The organism is Rosettibacter sp. KY25 (assembly GCF_057554405.1).
The window spans coordinates 41481-60518 of sequence record NZ_BAAJAO010000004.1; the positions used below are offsets into that span (position 1 = coordinate 41481).

Consider the following 19038-nt stretch of genomic DNA (forward strand, 5'->3'; position numbering starts at 1 on the left):
TAAATTTTAAAAACGCTGCCCAATATTTTTTTCATGCCTAATTTATCTTTTCAAATTTGTTAAACTAAAAGAGGAGTTGATTTATGGCTGAATTACAGAAACTCAAGAAAATTGCGTTTGTTGGAAATTATCCACCCCGTAAATGTGGAATTGCTACCTTTACATTTGATTTAAGAAATGCAGTTAATAATCAATATCCTCAAACAGATTGTATAGTTCTGGCTCTGAACGATAGAGATCAGGACTTTGAATATCCATCCGAAGTTAGATTTGTAATTAATAAACAGGATATTAATACTTATCAGAAAGCAGCTGACTTTCTTAACTTCAATAACATTGATGTTGTTTGTCTTCAGCATGAATATGGAATTTTTGGCGGTGTGGAAGGAAGTCATATTTTAGCTTTTCTGCGTAATTTAAGAATGCCTGTGGTAACAACACTTCATACAATTTTGAATGAACCTAATCCAGACCAGAGAAGAGTAATGAAAGAATTAATTTCTTATTCAACTCGTTTAATAACTATGACAGAAAAAGGGAAAACATTTCTTAAAGAAATTTATAATGCTCCTGAAGAAATTATTGATGTAATACCCCATGGCATTCCTGATATGCCTTTTGTCGACCCAAATTTTTATAAAGACAGATTTAATGTTGAAGGCAAATATGTAATTTTAACTTTTGGTTTGTTATCACCTAATAAAGGAATTGAATATGTTTTAAAAGCTTTGCCAAAAGTATTATCTGTTTTCCCGAATCTTGTTTATATTGTTCTTGGTGCAACTCATCCAAATATTGTTAAAGAATATGGCGAATCTTATAGAATGAGTCTTGAAAGATTAGCTCATGATTTAGGTATCAAGAAAAATGTAATATTCTATAACCGGTTTGTAGATTCAGAAGAATTAAAAGAATTTATTGGTGCTGCAGATATTTATATAACACCATACTTAAATAAAGCTCAAATAACTTCTGGTACTTTGTCATATTCTTTCGGATGTGGTAAAGCAGTTATTTCTACACCATACTGGCATGCAGAAGAATTACTTAATGATAATCGTGGTGTAATTGTTCCCTTTGCAGATTCAAACGCAATAGCAGATGAGATTATTAAATTACTTCAGGATGAACCGAGACGCCATGCAATGAGAAAAAAAGCTTATATGCTTGGAAGAGAAATGGTATGGAATAACATTGCTCACTTATATGTCGAATCATTTCAGAAAGCAAGAAGTCAACGACTTGAAAAGCTGCAAAATATTTCTTCTGTAAAAACTTTGAATGAACAGAGCATGGAGCTGCCCGAGTTCAAATTCAATCATTTATTTAATATGACTGATTCAACTGGAATAATTCAACATGCAAAATTTACAATTCCATTATACACTGAAGGTTACTGTCTTGATGATAATGCTCGAGCTTTTCTTTTAACAATATTGCTTGAAGAAATTGGTTTAATGGATGAACAAATAGAATCACTAGCTAAAAAGTACGCTGCATTTATTCTTTATTCATTTAATGAAAAGAAAAATAGATTTAGAAACTTTATGGATTTTAACAGAAAATGGAAAGAAGATGCTGGCTCTGATGATTCACAAGGAAGAGCGCTTTGGGCACTTGGAACATGTGTCAATAGGTCAAGAAAACGAGATTTGCAAATGTGGGCAACTCAATTATTTAATAAAGCATTACCAATTTTAACTGAACTTACATCTCCTCGCGCTTGGGCATTTGGCTTAATCGGAATTTATGAATATCTGCAAAAGATGAGTGGCGATAGAGTTGCAATTCAGATTCAAGAAAATTTAACTCAAAGACTTATTGAACTTTATGAAAGAAATTCAAATGAACAATGGAAATGGTTTGAAGATTATCTGGTTTATGATAATGCAAGACTTTCGCAAGCACTAATTTTAACAGGAAATTATTCTCATAATCAAAAGGCATTTGATATTGGTATTGAATCTTTGAAATGGCTGGTTGAACTTCAAACAACAGAAGCAGGTTATTTCAGACCAATTGGTTCAGATGGCTGGTATAATCGCAATGGTTCAAAAGCAGATTTTGACCAACAGCCAATAGCAGCTTATGAAACTGTTTCAGCTTGTATGGATGCATTTCAAGTTACAGAAGATTATTATTGGTACAATAAAGCAAGAATTGCATTCGAATGGTTTTTAGGCAGAAATGATTTAGGTTTGGCTTTGTATGACCCTGTAAGCGGCGGCTGCTACGATGCTCTTCATGTTGACAGAGTAAATATGAATGAAGGTGCTGAATCTACTTTATCATTCTTGCTTTCTCTTGCTGAAGTTTATAGAGTTGAAAACCTGATTAAATCTTATGAACATGTAAAAAATTATGAATAATACTTCGAAAATTATATAAAAAATGGAGTGATGTTATGAGTAATTCTTCTCATGAATTATTTCATAGATACGAAGGAAATCCAATAATAACAATTTATGACATACCATATCCTGCTAATTCTGTATTTAATTGTGGGGCAGTATCAGTAAATGGAGAGACAATTTTACTTATTCGTGTAGAAGATTTAAGAGGAATATCACACCTTACTGTGGCTCGAAGCAAAGATGGAAAAACAAATTGGGATATTGATTCAAAACCAACTTTGCCTCCAGACCCGATTAATTATCCAGAAGAAATCTGGGGAATTGAAGATCCACGTATAACTTATCTTGATGAATTGAAAAAATATGCAATTACATATACAGCTTATTCTCATGGCGGACCTTTAGTTTCTCTTGCAATGACAGAAGATTTTAAAACATTCGAAAGAATTGGTGCTGTTCTGCCTCCAGAAGATAAAGATGCAGCATTGTTCCCTGTAAAATTTGGTAATCGATGGGCAATGCTGCATCGCCCCATAATTTCTACTCCTTACTCTGCAGCTCATATATGGATTTCGTTTTCACCAGATTTAATTCATTGGGGAGAACATAGAATTTTGATTAGAGCAAGAGAAGGTGCATGGTGGGATGCAAATAAAATTGGTTTGTCGCCTCCTCCAATTCAAATTCCTGAAGGATGGCTGGTTTTATATCATGGTGTAAAGAAAACTGCAAGCGGAGTAATTTATCGACTTGGTCTTGTATTGTTAGATTTAGAAGACCCAACCAAAGTACTGCGCAGAAGTGATGAATGGATTTTTGGTCCAAGAGAACATTATGAAAAAGAAGGTGATGTTGATGATGTCGTATTTCCTTGCGGCTGGATTATAGATGGTGATGATGTTAGATTATATTATGGAGCTGCAGATTCATGTATTGCACTTGCTACAGCAAAATTAAGTGATTTGAGAAAATATATTTTATCATGCCCAGTGGCAGAAAAATCATTAAGATGGGGATAATTATTTACAAAGAAATTAGACAAATTTTTACTGCACATCATGTGTTTAATACACAGATGTGCAGAGTTTTTTATTTATTTGTGTTAATAAAAATTTGATAATTATTAATTGAGCAGATTGGGAAACTTAAAAAATATATGGCAGCCGAAACTTATAGATAAAAATTTTAGAACGAAATTTTTCGTTTCATCTTTTTTGCTTTTAATAGTTTTATTATCACTTGCAAAATTTCTTGAATATAACGAAACCCGCACCGGTTTTTCTTTCAACGATCCGATTTTAAGTTTATTTAAACCTATTGATATAACCTGGTTAACTTTTGTTCTGATTTATTCTGGAGTAGTAGTTATTTTGGTTCATCTTACTTTTCATCCAGACAATTTTCTTATTGCAATTCAATCTTATAGTTTAACAGCTCTTTTAAGATTAATAACAATTTTTCTTCTGCCGTTGAATGCTCCTGTTACAATTATTCCTCTTAAAGACCCTTTTGTTGAATTCTTTGGCGGGGGAAATACTTTATTAAGAGACCTTTTCTTTTCTGGTCATACAGCCACTATGTTTGTCTTTTTTCTCGCTGCAAAAAACAGAAAACTAAAAATTATTTTTCTGATTTCAACAGTTTTAGTTGGATTATTTGTTTTGATTCAGCACGTTCATTACACAATTGATGTAATTGCCGCACCATTTTTTGCTTATACATCTTATCGAATAATAATTATTCTGAATCGGAAACTTGATAAGCAATAATTATCGAATCAAATAAATTTCATTTTGTCTGTTAGATAAAAATTCGCATCCATCTTTTGTTACATAAACCATTTCTTCAATTGTTGCAATTCCATAATTCTCAATTGTCAATCTTGGTTCAATTGTAAAAACATTTCCTTCTTCAATTTCAAGCATAGGAAGATTTCCATATCTTTCCCACTTTGGTCCTAAAAGCGCACCTCCATCATGAACAGAACGACCTACTTGATGTCCAAGCCCATGAGGAAATTCACTGTAGCCGTTTATCTGAATATAATTTCTTGCAACTTCATCAATCTCCCAGCCTTTTTTGCCTGCTTTCAATTCGTTAGCTGCTTTTGTAATTGATTCTTTTATAACATCAAATCCTTTTTGAACTTCATCAGGAGGATTATTTTCGTTTGGCTTTAATACATACCATGTTCTTTGCAAATCAGAACAATATCCATTTATTTTTAATCCGAAGTCCATGTTAACAACATGTCCATGCTGAATAATTCTGTCAGTAGGACCAGAGTGAGCTCCTGCAGTATCTGGTCCTGAAAAAACAGAAGGACAATATTCTTTATCCCATGCAAGTTCAAATCCTCTTTCTTTTACAAGGTCATGAACAAAAGATGCAATTTGTTTTTCTGTCATTCCTGGTTTCATGTAGCTGCTAACTTCATCAAAAATTTTTAATGTTTCTTTAATCGCTTCTTTAATTAGTTCTAATTCTTTTGCAGTTTTTCTTCCGCGAAGAGCTGCTACAAGTTCCTCTGAAGAAACGAGCTTGTTTATATAATCAGTTTCTTTAAGATTATCTAATAAATCGAGATATAATCCATAAGTTAAACCATCTGCAAGACTTGAATTTTTTGAATAATTAATTGCAATTTTATTTGGTTTAATCAGGTCTAAAACTTCCAGCAACTTTTCTTTAATCGATTTCAAATAAGGATGAATATTTTTATAAGTTCCAACAGCTTTCATGTTTTCATATTCAAGTGAACCAATAATTGCATGTGTGTTTCCATCTTTTGTAATTATAAATGCCGATTGCCATGTTGCATTAGTTCCAACCAGAATATCCATCATCGGATCTTTAATGTTTCCTGTTTCTCGAACATAAATTAGCCACATATCAATTTCTTTTTCTGAAAGTAGTTTTGATGCCTGTTCTATTTTTTCGAGTATCAATTCTTTTTGCATATGAAACCTCAATTTTATGATTCAAAGAAGATTAAAATTATTGTTGTGATTTGATTAGTATGATTCATGAAATTATGATTGGTCGACTTTGTTTTTTGGAAGTGAAAATGTAAATGTTGTTCCTTTGCCAGGTTTGCTTTTTACCCATATTCTTCCGCCGTTTTTTTCAATCATTTCTTTACAAAGAATTAATCCCAAACCGCTTCCTTTTTCATTTTTTGTTCCACTTTTAGTAAATGGTATGTCAATCCTAAATAATTTTTCTATGTCATTTTCATCCATGCCAATCCCTGTATCGCTTATCGATACTTCAATTATTCCATCTTTTTCTTCTGAATTAAAAATTATCTTTCCTTTTTCATCTGTGAACTTGATTGCATTGGAAAGCAAATTTTGAAGTACAGAAAAAATCATATCTTCATCTGCATAAACAGTATGTTCTTTATTAATCTTATTTGTTATCTCTATATTTTTAATAGCTGCATTGTGTAAAAGAAGATTAATAGCTTTACTTGCTGTATTGTGAATAAGAAAATTTTTCGGATTGAAGGATATAGTTCCTATTTGAATTCGTGACCACTGCAATAAATTTTCAAGCAGTGAAAATACAGTTTTTGCTGCTTCATTAATATTTTCTGCAAAAGATTTTATTTCATCTTTGCTTAATTCTTCAATATCCTGATATAAAAATTCAGAAAAACTTAAAAGCGAACTGAATGGACTTCTTAAATCATGAGCAATTATAGAGAAAAATTTGTCTTTGGCTGCATTTGAGTTCTTTAATTCTTGATTGAGTGTTTCTAATTTTTGAATTAATTCTTTCAGCTGAGCCTCTTGTTTTTTTCTTTCAGTAACATCTCTTAAAATTCCGCGGTAACCGATGATTTCTCCATCTTTATTTTTTACGGCTACAGAAGTTTCTCTTACAACAGCAATTTCACCATTTAATTTTTTTATCTCAATTTCAAAATCTTTTACAAAACCATTTTTGATTAATTCATTTTTGAATCTTTCTCTGTCTTCGGGATTAACATATAGGTCAGAAATTATATTAATGTTGTTAAGTTCTTCTAAAGATTTAATACCAAGAAATTCCATTCCCGAAGGATTAAGTTCAACAAATTTTCCTTCAATTGTGCTTTCATATACAACATCTTTAATTTCCAGAAAAAGTTCTTTATACTTTTTTTCGGCTTCGCGTAATTTTTCTTCTGTTTCAACAAGTTCTGTTATGTCTTTGCTCAAGCCAACATAGGCAATCGGTTCGCCTTTTTCATTTCTTACTACGGATGTGCTGAGTTCAATAACAAACTCACTTCCATCTTTTCTTTTATTTATAAGCCTTCCATGCCATCCGCCTTTTTGTGTGGCTTCGTTTATTTCTTTAAGAACTTTTGGGTCATTTTTTTCTGAGCGGAGAATTTCTGTATTCTTCCCAAGAATTTCTTCAAGCGTATATCCATAAGTATCGAGAAAAGTTTGATTAACAAAAATTGTATTATGATTTAAATCTGTTACACTTATGCATTCATGAACTGAATTTATGGCGTGTATTAGAAGTTTAATGTTTTCTTTGGATTCAAAAAAATTAGTTTTGTGGGGATTTTTATTTTTTCGATTACTATGATTTCGGCTGGTATTCATATTTTTTTAATGCACCCTAAAAGAAATATAAGTTTCAGTTTAAATATACAATATTTTTAAATCTTATCTGAATATTTTTTTATTGCCTTCTTGAGTCTATCCATAATAGCCAATCCCAATCCTTCTTCTTTAATTGGTTCAACTAAAATTACATCGATTTCTTCTTTTTCAAATTCATGCAGAGATTTAAATAAATTAGCTGCAGCTTCTCTTAAATCTTTTGATGGTGATAAAATTTTAACCGATGCAAAGTTGTATTGAAATTTTTCTTCATTAAAATAAAGAACCCCAATTTTTTTGTTAGTATATTTCTTTAGATTTTCCTCATTCAAAAATAATATTGGTTTAACAGGCGAGTAATGAAATGGAAGTTGTCCGGGTGCTGTAGGTTTAGTTGATTCTAAATTTAAGAGCAGTCTGCATTTAATTGTATCTTCAATTTCTTCTTTCGATAAACCGCCAGGACGCAGCAAATAAAAATTTCCTCCATCAAACTGAATAATGGTTGATTCTAAACCTATGTTACATTTTCCGCCGTCAAGAATTAAATCGACTTTGTCTCCAAGACTTTTTTTAACATGCTCAGCTTGAGTGGGGCTTAAATGACCAAATTTGTTTGCACTTGGTGCTGCAATAGGAGTTTTACTTTTTTCAATTAATTCTAATGCAACTTTATGATTGGGCATTCGTATTGCAACAGTTGGATTTCCTGATGTTACAATGTCAGGAACAACATCAGTTTTGGGAAGAACAAGAGTAAGCGGACCAGGCCAGAATTTTTCGATTAATTTATCGATTCTCTCATCATCATAAATTGCATATTTTTTTATCCATCCTTTTTGTGATATATGTAGGATAAGAGGGTTAAAAGCAGGCCTTTTCTTTGCTTCAAAAATTTTTGCAACTGCAATTGGATTTAATCCATCTGCACCTAAACCATAAACTGTTTCTGTAGGAAAAGCAACTAGACCACCATTGCGAATTATCTCGGCTGCTTTTGCTATTGTTTCGCTGTTTGCTTGTACGATATTCATATTTTTAATTTTTTGTGCTGCTAAAATAAAGAGTTTTGGATAAGAAAAATAATTCTATAATTTTGAATTGTAATTTGATTAATTAGAAAAAATAAAGAGTTGCAGAATGAATGAACTATCATACTTAAAAAAATTTGTAAAGCTTTTAGCAGATGAAAGCAAAAAAATTATAAAAGAATATTACCGCAAAGAAATAATTATTGAAACAAAAGATGATTCATCACCAGTTACAATTGCAGATAAAAAATCAGAAGAGATTATGCGTCAATTAATCATGCGCGAATTTCCTGACCATGGTATAATTGGAGAAGAATTTGGCGATTATAATCCTGATGCAGAATATAAGTGGATACTCGATCCAATTGATGGAACAAAAAGTTTTATATGTGGAACACCATTATTCGGAACTTTGATTGCATTGCTTAAAAACGATGAACCAATTTTAGGTGCAATTAATTTGCCTGTTCTTGATGAATTTTTAATTGGAGATAATACATCAGCAGAATTAAATGGGAATAAAGTTAATGTAAGAAAATGTGAAGATGTTTCTGCTGCGGTGCTTCTCATTACAGACTATAACAACTTTGAGAAATATCGCAGTCTAACTGGCTTGAATAATTTAATTAGAAGAGTAAAACTTTTTAGAACCTGGGGTGATTGTTATGGTTATTATCTTGTTGCAACAGGTTATGCTGATATAATGATTGACCCAATTATGAGTCAATGGGATTTAACAGCATTAATACCTGTAATAAATGGAGCCGGCGGCACAATAACAGATTATTATGGAAATAATCCTTTGAAAGGGAACAGCATTGTAGCAACAGGCGGCACAATTCATAATGAGGTTATAAAAATTCTAAATCAAAATTAATTTAATAAAATAACAACATACTTTTCTTTATTGCATAAAATTTCAAATAAGAGTTGATTTTTTTTCATTAATTATTATAACAAGGAAAAAGATTTTGTAAGTAGTAAACAAAAGAGCGCTGAGGGCAATTCAAATGAAAAAAATCATCCTTGCAGTTTCAATAATAGTTATAGTAATAATTAATTCCTGCGGAGAAGGAATAACCGAACCACAGCCAGGAAGAAGGGATTATGTGTGGAGTGTAGATACAATTTCCTCTCCGCCAAATCTGTTTTATATGTTAGCCTGTGTGGAAGCAGCCCAACAAATTTATGGGCAGTTGGGTCTGCTGATGAATCAGTAAATGCTTTATGTCACCCTCTTATAAAAATCTATATCTGCACGATAAAAGCAAATAAGTATAGCAAAAGTATAAAATTAATGTTGGTTAAGTAAAAATTTATAATTTATTTCACAATCAGTAATTCAATTAAGTGTAAAATTTTTCCAGTTTATTTTTAGCATTTTAGCAGTTAATAAATTCATAATCTGTTATATTCATTTTGAATCCTTTATGTAAATTGCTGCATCATATCAGCAGCAAAAATTAAAGGAGTTTATAGATGAATAACAATATTATTGAAGGAACAGATTTTAATTTCCAAAAAGAAGTTTTAGAATCAGAACTTCCAGTGCTTGTAGATTTCTGGGCACCTTGGTGTGGCCCTTGTCGAATGGTAGCACCAATTGTTGAAGAAATTGCTAAGGAAAATGCAGGTAAATTAAAAGTTGTAAAAGTTAATACAGATGAAAATTATGGGGTTGCAGCTCAATACGGTATTATGAGCATTCCTACACTTGGAATCTTCAAAAATGGAAGAATGGTTGATGCTGTAATTGGTGCAGTTCCAAAATATCATTTGATGTCGAAAATCAAACCTTATTTAGAACAAGCAAATTAAGTCTAATCTAATAAATAAAAAACCCGATTCATTTATTTGAATCGGGTTTTTTTATAGAGGGGGCAATATATTATTGCTCTACAATTGCATCAACAGCACATACTTCTACACATGACTTACAATTATTGCATAATTCAGGTGCAATAAATGTATGTTCTTCAGAAATTGGCGGGCGTGTTTCACCATTTACCGTATATTCTTCTCCTGCATTGTAAATTGCATTGTTTTCACATTCATCAACACAGGCAGAGCAGCTTATGCAATCATCAGTAATTACCATTTTTTTCTCCATAATTTTTTATTAATACTGTCTCAATGTTATTTCAAGAATTTTGCCAAAATAAAATTGCATTTTTAATGTAAAATAATTTTGTGTTTATCAATTATGATAAATGTTATTATTTAGTTTTTAGAAAATGGGAAATTTTTAATCATTGTGGCGATGAATCATTGTAATTTTTTTCTTCTTCCTGAATAATGCTATCAAGATTGTCAATATTAGAAATTCTTTTTGCTATTGACATTCCATCCAAGCCATGATATTGCAATACCTCCTGAGGTGTGCCACATTCAGGATAATCATCAAGTCCAATGATGTCAAATCTTTTTCCCTGAAAATGATGAACATCTGCAAGTGCTTCTAAAATTCTATCTCCTAAACCGCCAGTGATTGAATGGTCTTCCAATACAAAAATATTTTTATAACTTTTTGTAATGCTTTCAATCCAGTCTAAATCAATTTTATTTAACCAGGGCATATTTACAACTTTTAATCCATAGTTAACTTTTTTCAAAATTCTATGAGCAGTTAAAGCTTCATGCAGCATTACAGGTCCATAAGCAAAAATGATTGCATCTTTTCCATCAGTTAGTTCGGTTCCAATTCCTGGAATAAATTCATAATCATCAGGCAGTTGAATTGTCTCGGGTGATGGACCTATTGCTAAACGGATTACACAATTTTCTTTTGCTTCATTAACACAATATTGAAGAGTTTTCTTTGTTTCATAAGAATTACAAGGTTGAATTATGGTAACATTGGGTAAAGCACCAAATAATGATATATCACGAACACTTTGATGCGATTTCCCGGGTCCGGCAGGAATTAATCCAGCAAAATGACAGGCATAAATTATTTTTGTTTTCTCACATGCATTATTATAAATTTGTTCGTTAGCTCTTGCAGCAAGAAAACTTGCAAAAGAATTTACGACAGGCAGTAATCCCATTCTTGCTAATCCTCCAGCCATTGAAACCATATCTTGTTCTGCAATTCCATTTTCAATAAATCTCTCAGGAAAAGTATATTCAAACTTTCTAAGTTTACAATCTGCAGAAAGGTCGCCGTCAAGTACAATTATTTTTTCATTTGTTTTTGCAAGTTCAACAAGTGCATCGCCAAAAGCATCTGTCACAAATTCTTTATCTGCCTTTGTTGAAATCTTTCCTTCAACTTGATTATCTGGAATTTCAATAGCTTCAATGCCGAGTTCTTTTGCAAGATTATTTATTGATGTTGTTAATTCGATAATTCCTTTTGTGAAATTTTCATCATCAGGAGCACCACTATGCCATCTGTAATAAGTTTTTCCAGAGATTGTTTCGGTAAAAGGTTTTTCCATAAAAGAAATACCTTTGCCTTTAATTGTATCGGCAATAATCATTTTGGGCTTGTCTGTTACATATTTAAGATTTGAGAAAGTATTTTTTAATTCTTCGTAATCATGACCATTAATTCTTACTACATGCCAACCAAATGAACTTACTTTCATTACAACATCTTCTATGTTGTTAACATCTTCTACTAGCATATCAGTTTGATATTTGTTATGGTCCATTATTACAGTTAAATTAGAAATTTTTTGATGTGCAGCTGATTGAATTGATTCCCAAATTTGACCTTCTTGAAATTCTCCATCACCAGTCATAACATAAACATGTCCGCACTTATTTTTATATTTTTTTGCCCATGCCATTCCTTTTCCTTTTGAAATTCCCATTCCGAGTGAACCTGTGCACGCTTCAATACCAGGAATGCGAACATCAGGATGTCCATCAAGTCCATTTAATCTTCTGAGCATTAATAATTTTTCTTCAGGCAGTATTCCTAATGCATAGAAGAGTGAATAAAGTCCAGGAACATCATGTCCTTTCGATGAAAAATAGATATCTCTTTCTTCGCTGTTAATGCCAACTTCGAGAATATTTAATTCATTTAGATAGAGGTATGTGATAATATCCATAGCACTGAATGATGAGCCAAGATGTCCTGAGCCTGCTTTTTTAACTGCAACAAAAGTGTTAAAACGACACATATCAGCAAACAGTTTTAATTTTAAATCCCACTTTCCATTGAAATTTCTTACTCTGTCAAATTCCGATTTTTTAATTAATTGATAAGCCATCTATATTTTCTCCCAATATTTTTTCCAAAAGTTCATACACCCTAAACTAAAATTACTTCATTTTTATGATAGTTGTTAATAATATTTTGTTAAATAATTGTAAAGAAACCTTTTAAAATATTTATTGATTACAAAACAGATTCTCTTTAATTTTATTCAAAAAATTAATGCGCTTCCTCCCAAAAGTTCTTTTCTTACTTATTCACAATTGAATTTAGAGGGTCAAAATGAGTAAAGAAAAAATTTCATTTTATGTTTCTTTAATTCTCTCCTCAGTGTTTCTTATTACCGCTTGTGCATCAATACCGAAGGAATCGATTGAACTTTCAGTTACTGTTGGAAGAGATATTTCTGCGATGCAAAAAGCTCATCTTGAATTATTAGATGTGTTTTATAATCGATTAATTTCTGATGTTAATAGGTTTATTGATGAAGTTTATGTGCCATATCAAACCGATAGAATTATGGATGAATTTGGAAATGAATTGTTAAAAGAAAATTCAAAAGGTGAAAAAGAAATTGACTTAGAAAAAACGAAAATCATTCTTGAAGAACTGCATTATGAAATTGATGATTACAGAAATTCAAAATTGAAACCTCTTTTGCATCAAAGGGATTCGATAAAACAAAATTTAATTGATGCATATAATAGAATAATATATGCAAATTCGATTGTCACAGCTCATCTTGCATCTGTCTTAAAAGTAAAAGATGTTCAAAATGAAATATTGTTGAAAATGAACTTGGGAAATCTTCAACAAAATATAAGCACAAAACTCTCAACATTTTCGGAAGCTGTTTCTAAACTGACTGAAAAAATAAAATCAAAAAAAGAAAACACTGAAAAAATAATTGAACAGTTTGATAAACTGTTTGGTGATATAATTAAATAATCTGGAGGCATCAATGAGTAAAAATCTTGATGATTTTCGAAAAAGAGTTAAACAAAAGCTCAAAGAAAACAGAGAAGCCTTTGAAGGAAAATACAAGGAAGAGTTGAAACAATTACTTGGTTTATCCAAAGAAGAAATTGATAAAATAACTCCAGATGCAACTGATCTTGAAACATACGAGAATTTAATCACGATTGTTAAAGAAGCTTCACGGGTTAATTTATCTCAAGCAGAATTAAAAAAGCGTATTCAGGATTTAGGTGATGTAGCAATTGAAATCAGCAAATTAATTGCACCGCTTTCAAAATTATTTGTTTAATAAAAAAAGAGGTGAAATATGACAGAAGTAGCAAGTGAAATTGTTACAATGGACGCAGAGCAGCGTCGCAAAGCAAATGAATTTATTGTGCGTCATCTTCAGGGTTCAATGATTGATGGTAAAATTGACTTGAAAAGTTTACGAAGAAAACTTGCAGTTACCTACTGGGTAATTGTGGTATTGTCTGTAATAATGTTTGCAATTGGCATTATTTTATTGAGTGTTCCTTTTTATGCAGCCTATGATGAAAACATCAAAGAGCTTGAAGCTTTAATAGCGGGCGGTTTTGGAATAGCAGATTTAGTTTCGCTGTTTCTATTTAGACCAATAGAAAGAATTCATAAAATTATGGGAGATATGAGTCAAATTGTTATAGCATTGAACAGCTTTCAGACTCAATTAGGATTAAGATTAATGCAGATGGATGCAACAAATCGTCAGTCTATGGGAGAAACAGCAGAATACATAAATGCTGCAGCAAAAGAAAGTATCAGATTAATTCAAGACTATTTTGAAACTGTGCAAACACAGAAATAAAGTATTTTTTCAGATTGTAAATTTGATTTGGGATGATAATTAATGAATTATCATCCCATCTTTATTTTGTTTTAGTTCATCAGGAATAACTTTCAAAATTTCTTCTTTGAGAGCATTCAAAAGATGTTTTTTAATGAAAGTATTTGAATAAATAAATCCAACTTCTCTTTTAGGCACAGGCTGATTAAACTCTTTAATTTGATTAAGCTTTCTTTTATCCTTGATATATTGAATTGCAAGATAAGGTAGAAGTGTCATTCCAAAACGTTGTTCAACTAATTTAATCAAAGTATCGAGATTGCCGCTTTCAAAAACAACTTTATTGCTTTTTTCAATCCAAGAGCTCTCGCTGGTTCTGCAAATAGAAAGTGTTTGTTCACGCAAACAATGTCCTTCTTTTAAAAGAAGAATATCGTTTACATCTAAATCTGTTTGGTCCAACTTCTTTTTTTTCATGAGTCTGTGGTTGGGAGGAAGAAAAGCTACGAATGGTTCATAATACAATGTTTCTGTTAATAAATTTTCACTGCTAGAACGAAGTGCAATTATTCCAATATCAAAATAAGATTTTTCTAAACCTGCAATAACTTCATCTGTTGTTACTTCATCAATTATCAATTCAACATCTGGATATTTTTTTATAAAATTTTTTAAGAACATTGGAAGTAAGTAAGAAGAAATTGTAGGGATAATTGCAACACGCAATGAACCAATAAATTCTCCTCGTTCGATTTGGAGAATTATATGAAGCTTTTCTTTTTCTTTAAGAATATGTTTTGCCTGCTCAATAATTTTTTTTCCGATTTCGGTTGGAACGATTGGATGTTTATCTCTTTTAAAAATTATTGCACCAAGTTCTTCTTCAAGTTTTTGGATTTGCATACTCAAAGTAGGTTGAGTAACAAAACAGCTTTGAGCTGCTTCTGAAAAGTTACCGAATTTTTCTACTGCTACTATGTATTCAAGCTGAGTAAGTGTCATATTTCTTATAAAAATTATTTATAAGCATATAAAGATAATCAATTTGATTTATAATATAATTTATGTGATAATTGTAATAAAGTTAATTGAAAATAGAGGGATAAAAAATTTATTAATCTAATCATTAAAGAGGTAAAACATGAGCAACAACGGAAGCAAATGTCCAGTACATATACCAAAACCGGGGACAATGGGAACAAAAAATGAAGACTGGTGGCCCAATCGCCTGAAGTTAAATATACTCAGGCAAAATTCTTCCTTATCCAATCCAATGGATAAAGATTTTAATTACAGAGAAGCTTTTAAGAGTCTTGATTATTATGCACTTAAAAAAGATTTACAAGAATTAATGACACAATCTCAGGATTGGTGGCCTGCCGATTTTGGTCATTATGGACCTTTATTTATTCGTATGGCTTGGCATAGTGCGGGTACATACCGAATGGCTGATGGCAGAGGCGGTGCTAATGGCGGGCTGCAAAGATTTGCACCATTAAACAGCTGGCCTGATAATGCAAATCTTGATAAAGCTCGAAGATTACTCTGGCCCATTAAACAAAAGTATGGAAATAAAATTTCTTGGGCAGATTTGATGATTCTTGCTGGAAATGTCGCAATGGAATCGATGGGTTTTAAAACATTTGGATTTGGCGGCGGACGCGAGGATGCATGGGAACCAGATGAAAGTATTTATTGGGGTTCAGAAACTAAATGGCTAAGTGATGATAAACGTTATTCTGAAAATAGAGAACTTGAAAATCCACTTGCTGCTGTTCAAATGGGATTAATTTATGTTAATCCAGAAGGACCTGGTGGAAATCCAGACCCTGTGGCTGCAGCTAAAGATATTCGTGATATTTTTGCAAAAATGGGAATGAACGACGAAGAAACAGTTGCACTTATTGCCGGTGGTCATACTTTTGGAAAAGCTCATGGTCAAGGAGACCCAAAATTAATGGGACCTGAGCCCGAAGCTGCTGATATTGAAGAACAAGGTTTGGGATGGAAATACAAATATAAATCCGGCAAAGGTCCAGATACTTTAACCGGAGGTCCAGAATTGACTTGGACTACAACTCCTACAAAGTGGGGTCATGATTTCTTCAAACACCTTTTTGAATATGAATGGGAATTAACTAAAAGTCCTGCTGGTGCTTATCAATGGGTGGCAAAAAATGCAGAACCTACAGTTCCCGATCCATATGACCCAAATAAAAAACATTTACCAGGAATGTTAACTACAGACCTTGCTTTAAGATTTGATCCTGAGTATGAAAAAATTTCCAGAAAGTTTTATGAAAATCCTGATTTGTTTGCAGATGCATTTGCAAGAGCATGGTTTAAATTAACTCATAGAGATATGGGACCAAAATCTCGTTATCTTGGTCCTGAAGTTCCAGAAGAAGACTTAATCTGGCAGGACCCAATTCCTAAATTAGACCATAAATTAGTTGATGAAAATGATATAGAGGAGTTAAAGAAAAAAATTCTTGAATCTGGACTTTCAATTTCTGAACTGGTTGTAACAGCATGGGCATCTGCATCAACATATCGCAATTCTGATAAACGCGGGGGTGCCAATGGCGCACGCATTAGATTAGAACCACAAAAAAATTGGGAAGTAAATAATCCTCCACAGTTATCTAAAGTCTTAAAAGTATATGAAAATATTCAAAAGGAATTTAATTCTAATCAGAAAGATGGCAAGAAAATTTCACTTGCAGATTTAATTGTACTTGGAGGTTGTGCTGCAGTTGAGAAAGCAGCTAAAGATGCTGGTTATAATATTTCTGTTCCATTTACACCTGGTAGAATGGATGCAACGCAAGAACAAACAGATGTAAATTCATTCTGTTATCTCGAACCTTTTGCTGATGGATTCCGTAATTATTTGAAAGCAAAAACATCAATTCATTCAGAACATTTTCTGATTGATAAAGCACAACTTCTTAATCTTTCAATTCCTGAAATGACAGTTTTAATTGGCGGAATGCGTGTCTTGAAAGCAAATTATGATAACTCGGACTATGGCGTATTTACCAACCGTCCGGGAGTTTTAACAAATGATTTCTTTGTCAATCTGCTTGATATGAGTACAGAATGGAAAGCAATTGATGATACAAAAGAAACCTTTGAAGGTTATGATAGAAAAACTGGTAAATTAAAATGGAAAGCTACACGTGTTGATTTGATATTTGGGCATAACTCCGAATTAAGAGCCGTGGCAGAATTTTATGCATGCGAAGATAACAAAGAAAAATTTGTTAAGGATTTTGTTACAGCATGGAATAAAGTAATGATGCTCGATCGATTTGATTTGCTTCAGTAAAATAATAATTTCATTTACTGCGCCGTGATAGCAATATCACGGCTTTTTTTATATTTGTTGTCAATTTTTTAATACAACTCTAATTTATCATGGAAAAAGAAATTATTAAGAGATTTACTTCAAAGGGTGTTTTCCCTCATCAAATGGCTTTTACTTTATTAATTCCATTTAGAAATATTTTCTTATCACCAAAAAAATTAGTAAAAAGACTTGAATTGGAAAATAACTTTAATGTTTTAGAAGTAGGCTCGGGTCCAGGATATTATAGTGTTTATGTAGCAAAGAATTTAACTAATGGTAATTTAGTTATAGCAGATATACAACCTGAAATGCTTAATTATGCTAAAAAAAGAATTGACAAAAAAAGAATTCATAATGTAGAATATTATTTGTGTAATGGAATAAGTTTTGACTTTAAGGATAATTATTTTGACAGAATATTTTTAGTAGCAGTTGTTGGCGAAGTGGAAAATAAAACAGAATATTTTAATGAATTTTTTAGAATGTTGAAAAAAGGTGGAATATTGTCAATTTCAGAATTGGGCGGCGATCCAGATAAACTTACAGCTGAAGAAATTAAAAGACTTGCAGAGACTGTAGGTTTTGAATTTTATAAACTCTATGGTAATAAATTTAATTTTACAATAAACTTCAAAAAGAATGTTCATAGTTAAATTATGAATATCATTTTGTATATAGGCTAAAAATTTAATATTACTTATTATGATAAACTTGAAGCATTATATTTTTGTGTTAACATTGAATCAACATTTAATATTTAATGTGCACCAAAAACTTTTTGATTATAAAGAATTTTTGATTCGTTAGCTGTTTTTTGAATGCATTTAATTATATAACCATCATAAGGCAAAGATTCAAATTCTCCATGAATAATATAATTACAAATGCATCTGCAAAGATTTGCTGCAGTGTCTGTTAATGTAATAGTTATTGTATCATTGTAAATTTTATAATTAATCAAAAATCGATTTTCATCTGGACAGCAATTTCCACTTACACAAAAATTGATTTTAAGCTTATCAAAAAAAGTGTAATTAAAACACGAATCAATCAATGAATTAGAAAATTTACTTATTGCAGGTTGACATCCTGGAATCTGATAAATTTTTATTTTTGAATCGAATATTACACTGCTTTCTTCACAGCTTACAAAAATTATAAATAAAAGTGTGATAATTAATTTTTCGTTTCGCATATTTTAATAACCTCGATTGCGTAATTCAGTAGCAATTTTTAATCCTAAATCACTTATCGAAGTTACATTTTCAAACATGCCCCAGTATTCAATCATATTTATTCTTTCAAAAAATATGATTGATTTTTTTCTTGTGTCATAAATTTTGACGAGTATGGGTTTATAAACTATTCTGTTGCGGCTTAGACCTGTTTCTCTTGTATTTATTACTTCATCTATTTTGCCATAAACAATCAAATCTGTGTTGACATATTTTGAAATTGAATCTGCTATTTCGGAGGAAATGTTCCATAAATTATAATCCAAATTAATTAGCTCATTCCAGATTGTGTCATTTTCAATTACATTATAACCTTTCTGAAGAAAACCAGTAACTAATGAAAATCTAACCTCATCTGATGCATATGGGTATTTTTCATTTTCAATGAAAGGTAGAATTAGAACACTATTTGCTCGAATAATTTTTTGTTGATTATCGGATTGAGAAATTATCAGAATTGGAGTGAATAATAGCAGAACAAAAAATGATATTTTATATAATCGAGACATAA

19 protein-coding genes are annotated in these 19038 nt (G+C 31.4%); 11 read left to right on the forward strand and 8 right to left on the reverse strand.

Going from position 1 to position 19038, the window contains the following annotated elements; genetic code table 11:
- Positions 1-83 precede the first annotated feature (83 nt).
- The 3 genes from AC27L2_RS03610 to AC27L2_RS03620 all read left to right on the forward strand — a co-directional run bounded on the left by AC27L2_RS03610 (position 84) and on the right by AC27L2_RS03620 (position 4123).
- Positions 84-2369, forward strand: a complete 2286-nt coding sequence (locus tag AC27L2_RS03610; RefSeq protein WP_487210312.1) for a glycosyltransferase family 4 protein — start codon at positions 84-86, stop codon at positions 2367-2369.
- 35 nt (positions 2370-2404) lie between these two features.
- Positions 2405-3373: a glycoside hydrolase family 130 protein gene (locus AC27L2_RS03615; protein WP_487210313.1), complete on the forward strand. Its 969-nt coding sequence runs from the start codon at positions 2405-2407 to the stop codon at positions 3371-3373.
- A gap of 117 nt (positions 3374-3490) precedes the next feature.
- On the forward strand, positions 3491-4123 hold the full coding sequence (locus AC27L2_RS03620) for a phosphatase PAP2-related protein (protein ID WP_487210314.1): 633 nt from the start codon (positions 3491-3493) through the stop codon (positions 4121-4123).
- Here AC27L2_RS03620 and AC27L2_RS03625 read toward each other — a convergent pair whose 3' ends face one another.
- The 3 genes from AC27L2_RS03625 to AC27L2_RS03635 form a co-directional block, all read right to left on the reverse strand.
- Positions 4124-5314 (reverse strand): M24 family metallopeptidase, encoded by a 1191-nt coding sequence (locus tag AC27L2_RS03625; RefSeq protein ID WP_487210315.1) that lies wholly within the window; start codon positions 5312-5314, stop codon positions 4124-4126.
- A gap of 72 nt (positions 5315-5386) precedes the next feature.
- On the reverse strand, positions 5387-6958 hold the full coding sequence (locus AC27L2_RS03630; RefSeq protein WP_487210316.1) for a sensor histidine kinase: 1572 nt from the start codon (positions 6956-6958) through the stop codon (positions 5387-5389).
- A 56-nt stretch (positions 6959-7014) separates the two neighbouring features.
- Positions 7015-7992 carry an L-threonylcarbamoyladenylate synthase gene (locus AC27L2_RS03635; protein ID WP_487210318.1) on the reverse strand — a complete coding sequence of 326 codons (978 nt, stop codon included), beginning with the start codon at positions 7990-7992 and terminating at the stop codon, positions 7015-7017.
- A 106-nt stretch (positions 7993-8098) separates the two neighbouring features.
- Here AC27L2_RS03635 and hisN point away from each other — a divergent pair, with 106 nt between their 5' ends.
- The 3 genes from hisN to trxA all read left to right on the forward strand — a co-directional run bounded on the left by hisN (position 8099) and on the right by trxA (position 9807).
- A complete protein-coding gene (gene hisN / locus AC27L2_RS03640) occupies positions 8099-8866 on the forward strand; it encodes a histidinol-phosphatase (protein WP_487210319.1) in 768 nt (255 codons plus the stop codon).
- A gap of 133 nt (positions 8867-8999) precedes the next feature.
- Positions 9000-9209, forward strand: coding sequence for a hypothetical protein (locus AC27L2_RS03645; RefSeq protein WP_487210320.1), 210 nt, complete (start codon positions 9000-9002; stop codon positions 9207-9209).
- A gap of 259 nt (positions 9210-9468) precedes the next feature.
- Positions 9469-9807, forward strand: a complete 339-nt coding sequence (gene trxA, locus AC27L2_RS03650; protein ID WP_487210321.1) for a thioredoxin — start codon at positions 9469-9471, stop codon at positions 9805-9807.
- Between the two features lie 70 nt (positions 9808-9877).
- Here trxA and AC27L2_RS03655 read toward each other — a convergent pair whose 3' ends face one another.
- Complete coding sequence (locus AC27L2_RS03655; RefSeq protein WP_487210322.1) at positions 9878-10087, reverse strand: 4Fe-4S binding protein; 210 nt, start codon at positions 10085-10087, stop codon at positions 9878-9880.
- A 151-nt stretch (positions 10088-10238) separates the two neighbouring features.
- Entirely contained in the window at positions 10239-12212 is a 1974-nt protein-coding gene (locus AC27L2_RS03660) for a transketolase C-terminal domain-containing protein (protein ID WP_487210323.1), read from the reverse strand.
- A 227-nt stretch (positions 12213-12439) separates the two neighbouring features.
- Between AC27L2_RS03660 and AC27L2_RS03665 the strand changes: the two genes are divergently transcribed.
- The 3 genes from AC27L2_RS03665 to AC27L2_RS03675 are packed head-to-tail and all read left to right on the forward strand — an operon-like array spanning position 12440 to position 13961.
- Entirely contained in the window at positions 12440-13105 is a 666-nt protein-coding gene (locus tag AC27L2_RS03665) for a hypothetical protein (RefSeq protein WP_487210324.1), read from the forward strand.
- Between the two features lie 13 nt (positions 13106-13118).
- Positions 13119-13424, forward strand: coding sequence for a hypothetical protein (locus tag AC27L2_RS03670; RefSeq protein WP_487210325.1), 306 nt, complete (start codon positions 13119-13121; stop codon positions 13422-13424).
- 18 nt (positions 13425-13442) lie between these two features.
- The gene (locus AC27L2_RS03675; RefSeq protein WP_487210326.1) at positions 13443-13961 is read left to right on the forward strand and encodes a hypothetical protein; all 519 of its coding nucleotides are present in this window, start codon (positions 13443-13445) and stop codon (positions 13959-13961) included.
- A 39-nt stretch (positions 13962-14000) separates the two neighbouring features.
- Here AC27L2_RS03675 and AC27L2_RS03680 read toward each other — a convergent pair whose 3' ends face one another.
- Positions 14001-14942, reverse strand: a complete 942-nt coding sequence (locus tag AC27L2_RS03680) for a hydrogen peroxide-inducible genes activator (protein ID WP_487210327.1) — start codon at positions 14940-14942, stop codon at positions 14001-14003.
- 139 nt (positions 14943-15081) lie between these two features.
- Here AC27L2_RS03680 and katG point away from each other — a divergent pair, with 139 nt between their 5' ends.
- Positions 15082-17271, forward strand: coding sequence for a catalase/peroxidase HPI (gene katG, locus AC27L2_RS03685; protein ID WP_487210328.1), 2190 nt, complete (start codon positions 15082-15084; stop codon positions 17269-17271).
- Between the two features lie 89 nt (positions 17272-17360).
- Positions 17361-17945 (forward strand): class I SAM-dependent methyltransferase, encoded by a 585-nt coding sequence (locus tag AC27L2_RS03690; RefSeq protein WP_487210329.1) that lies wholly within the window; start codon positions 17361-17363, stop codon positions 17943-17945.
- Positions 17946-18049: 104 nt separating this feature from the next.
- Here AC27L2_RS03690 and AC27L2_RS03695 read toward each other — a convergent pair whose 3' ends face one another.
- The gene (locus tag AC27L2_RS03695; protein WP_487210330.1) at positions 18050-18487 is read right to left on the reverse strand and encodes a hypothetical protein; all 438 of its coding nucleotides are present in this window, start codon (positions 18485-18487) and stop codon (positions 18050-18052) included.
- A gap of 3 nt (positions 18488-18490) precedes the next feature.
- Positions 18491-19036: a hypothetical protein gene (locus tag AC27L2_RS03700; RefSeq protein ID WP_487210332.1), complete on the reverse strand. Its 546-nt coding sequence runs from the start codon at positions 19034-19036 to the stop codon at positions 18491-18493.
- Between the last annotated feature and the right edge of the window lie 2 nt (positions 19037-19038).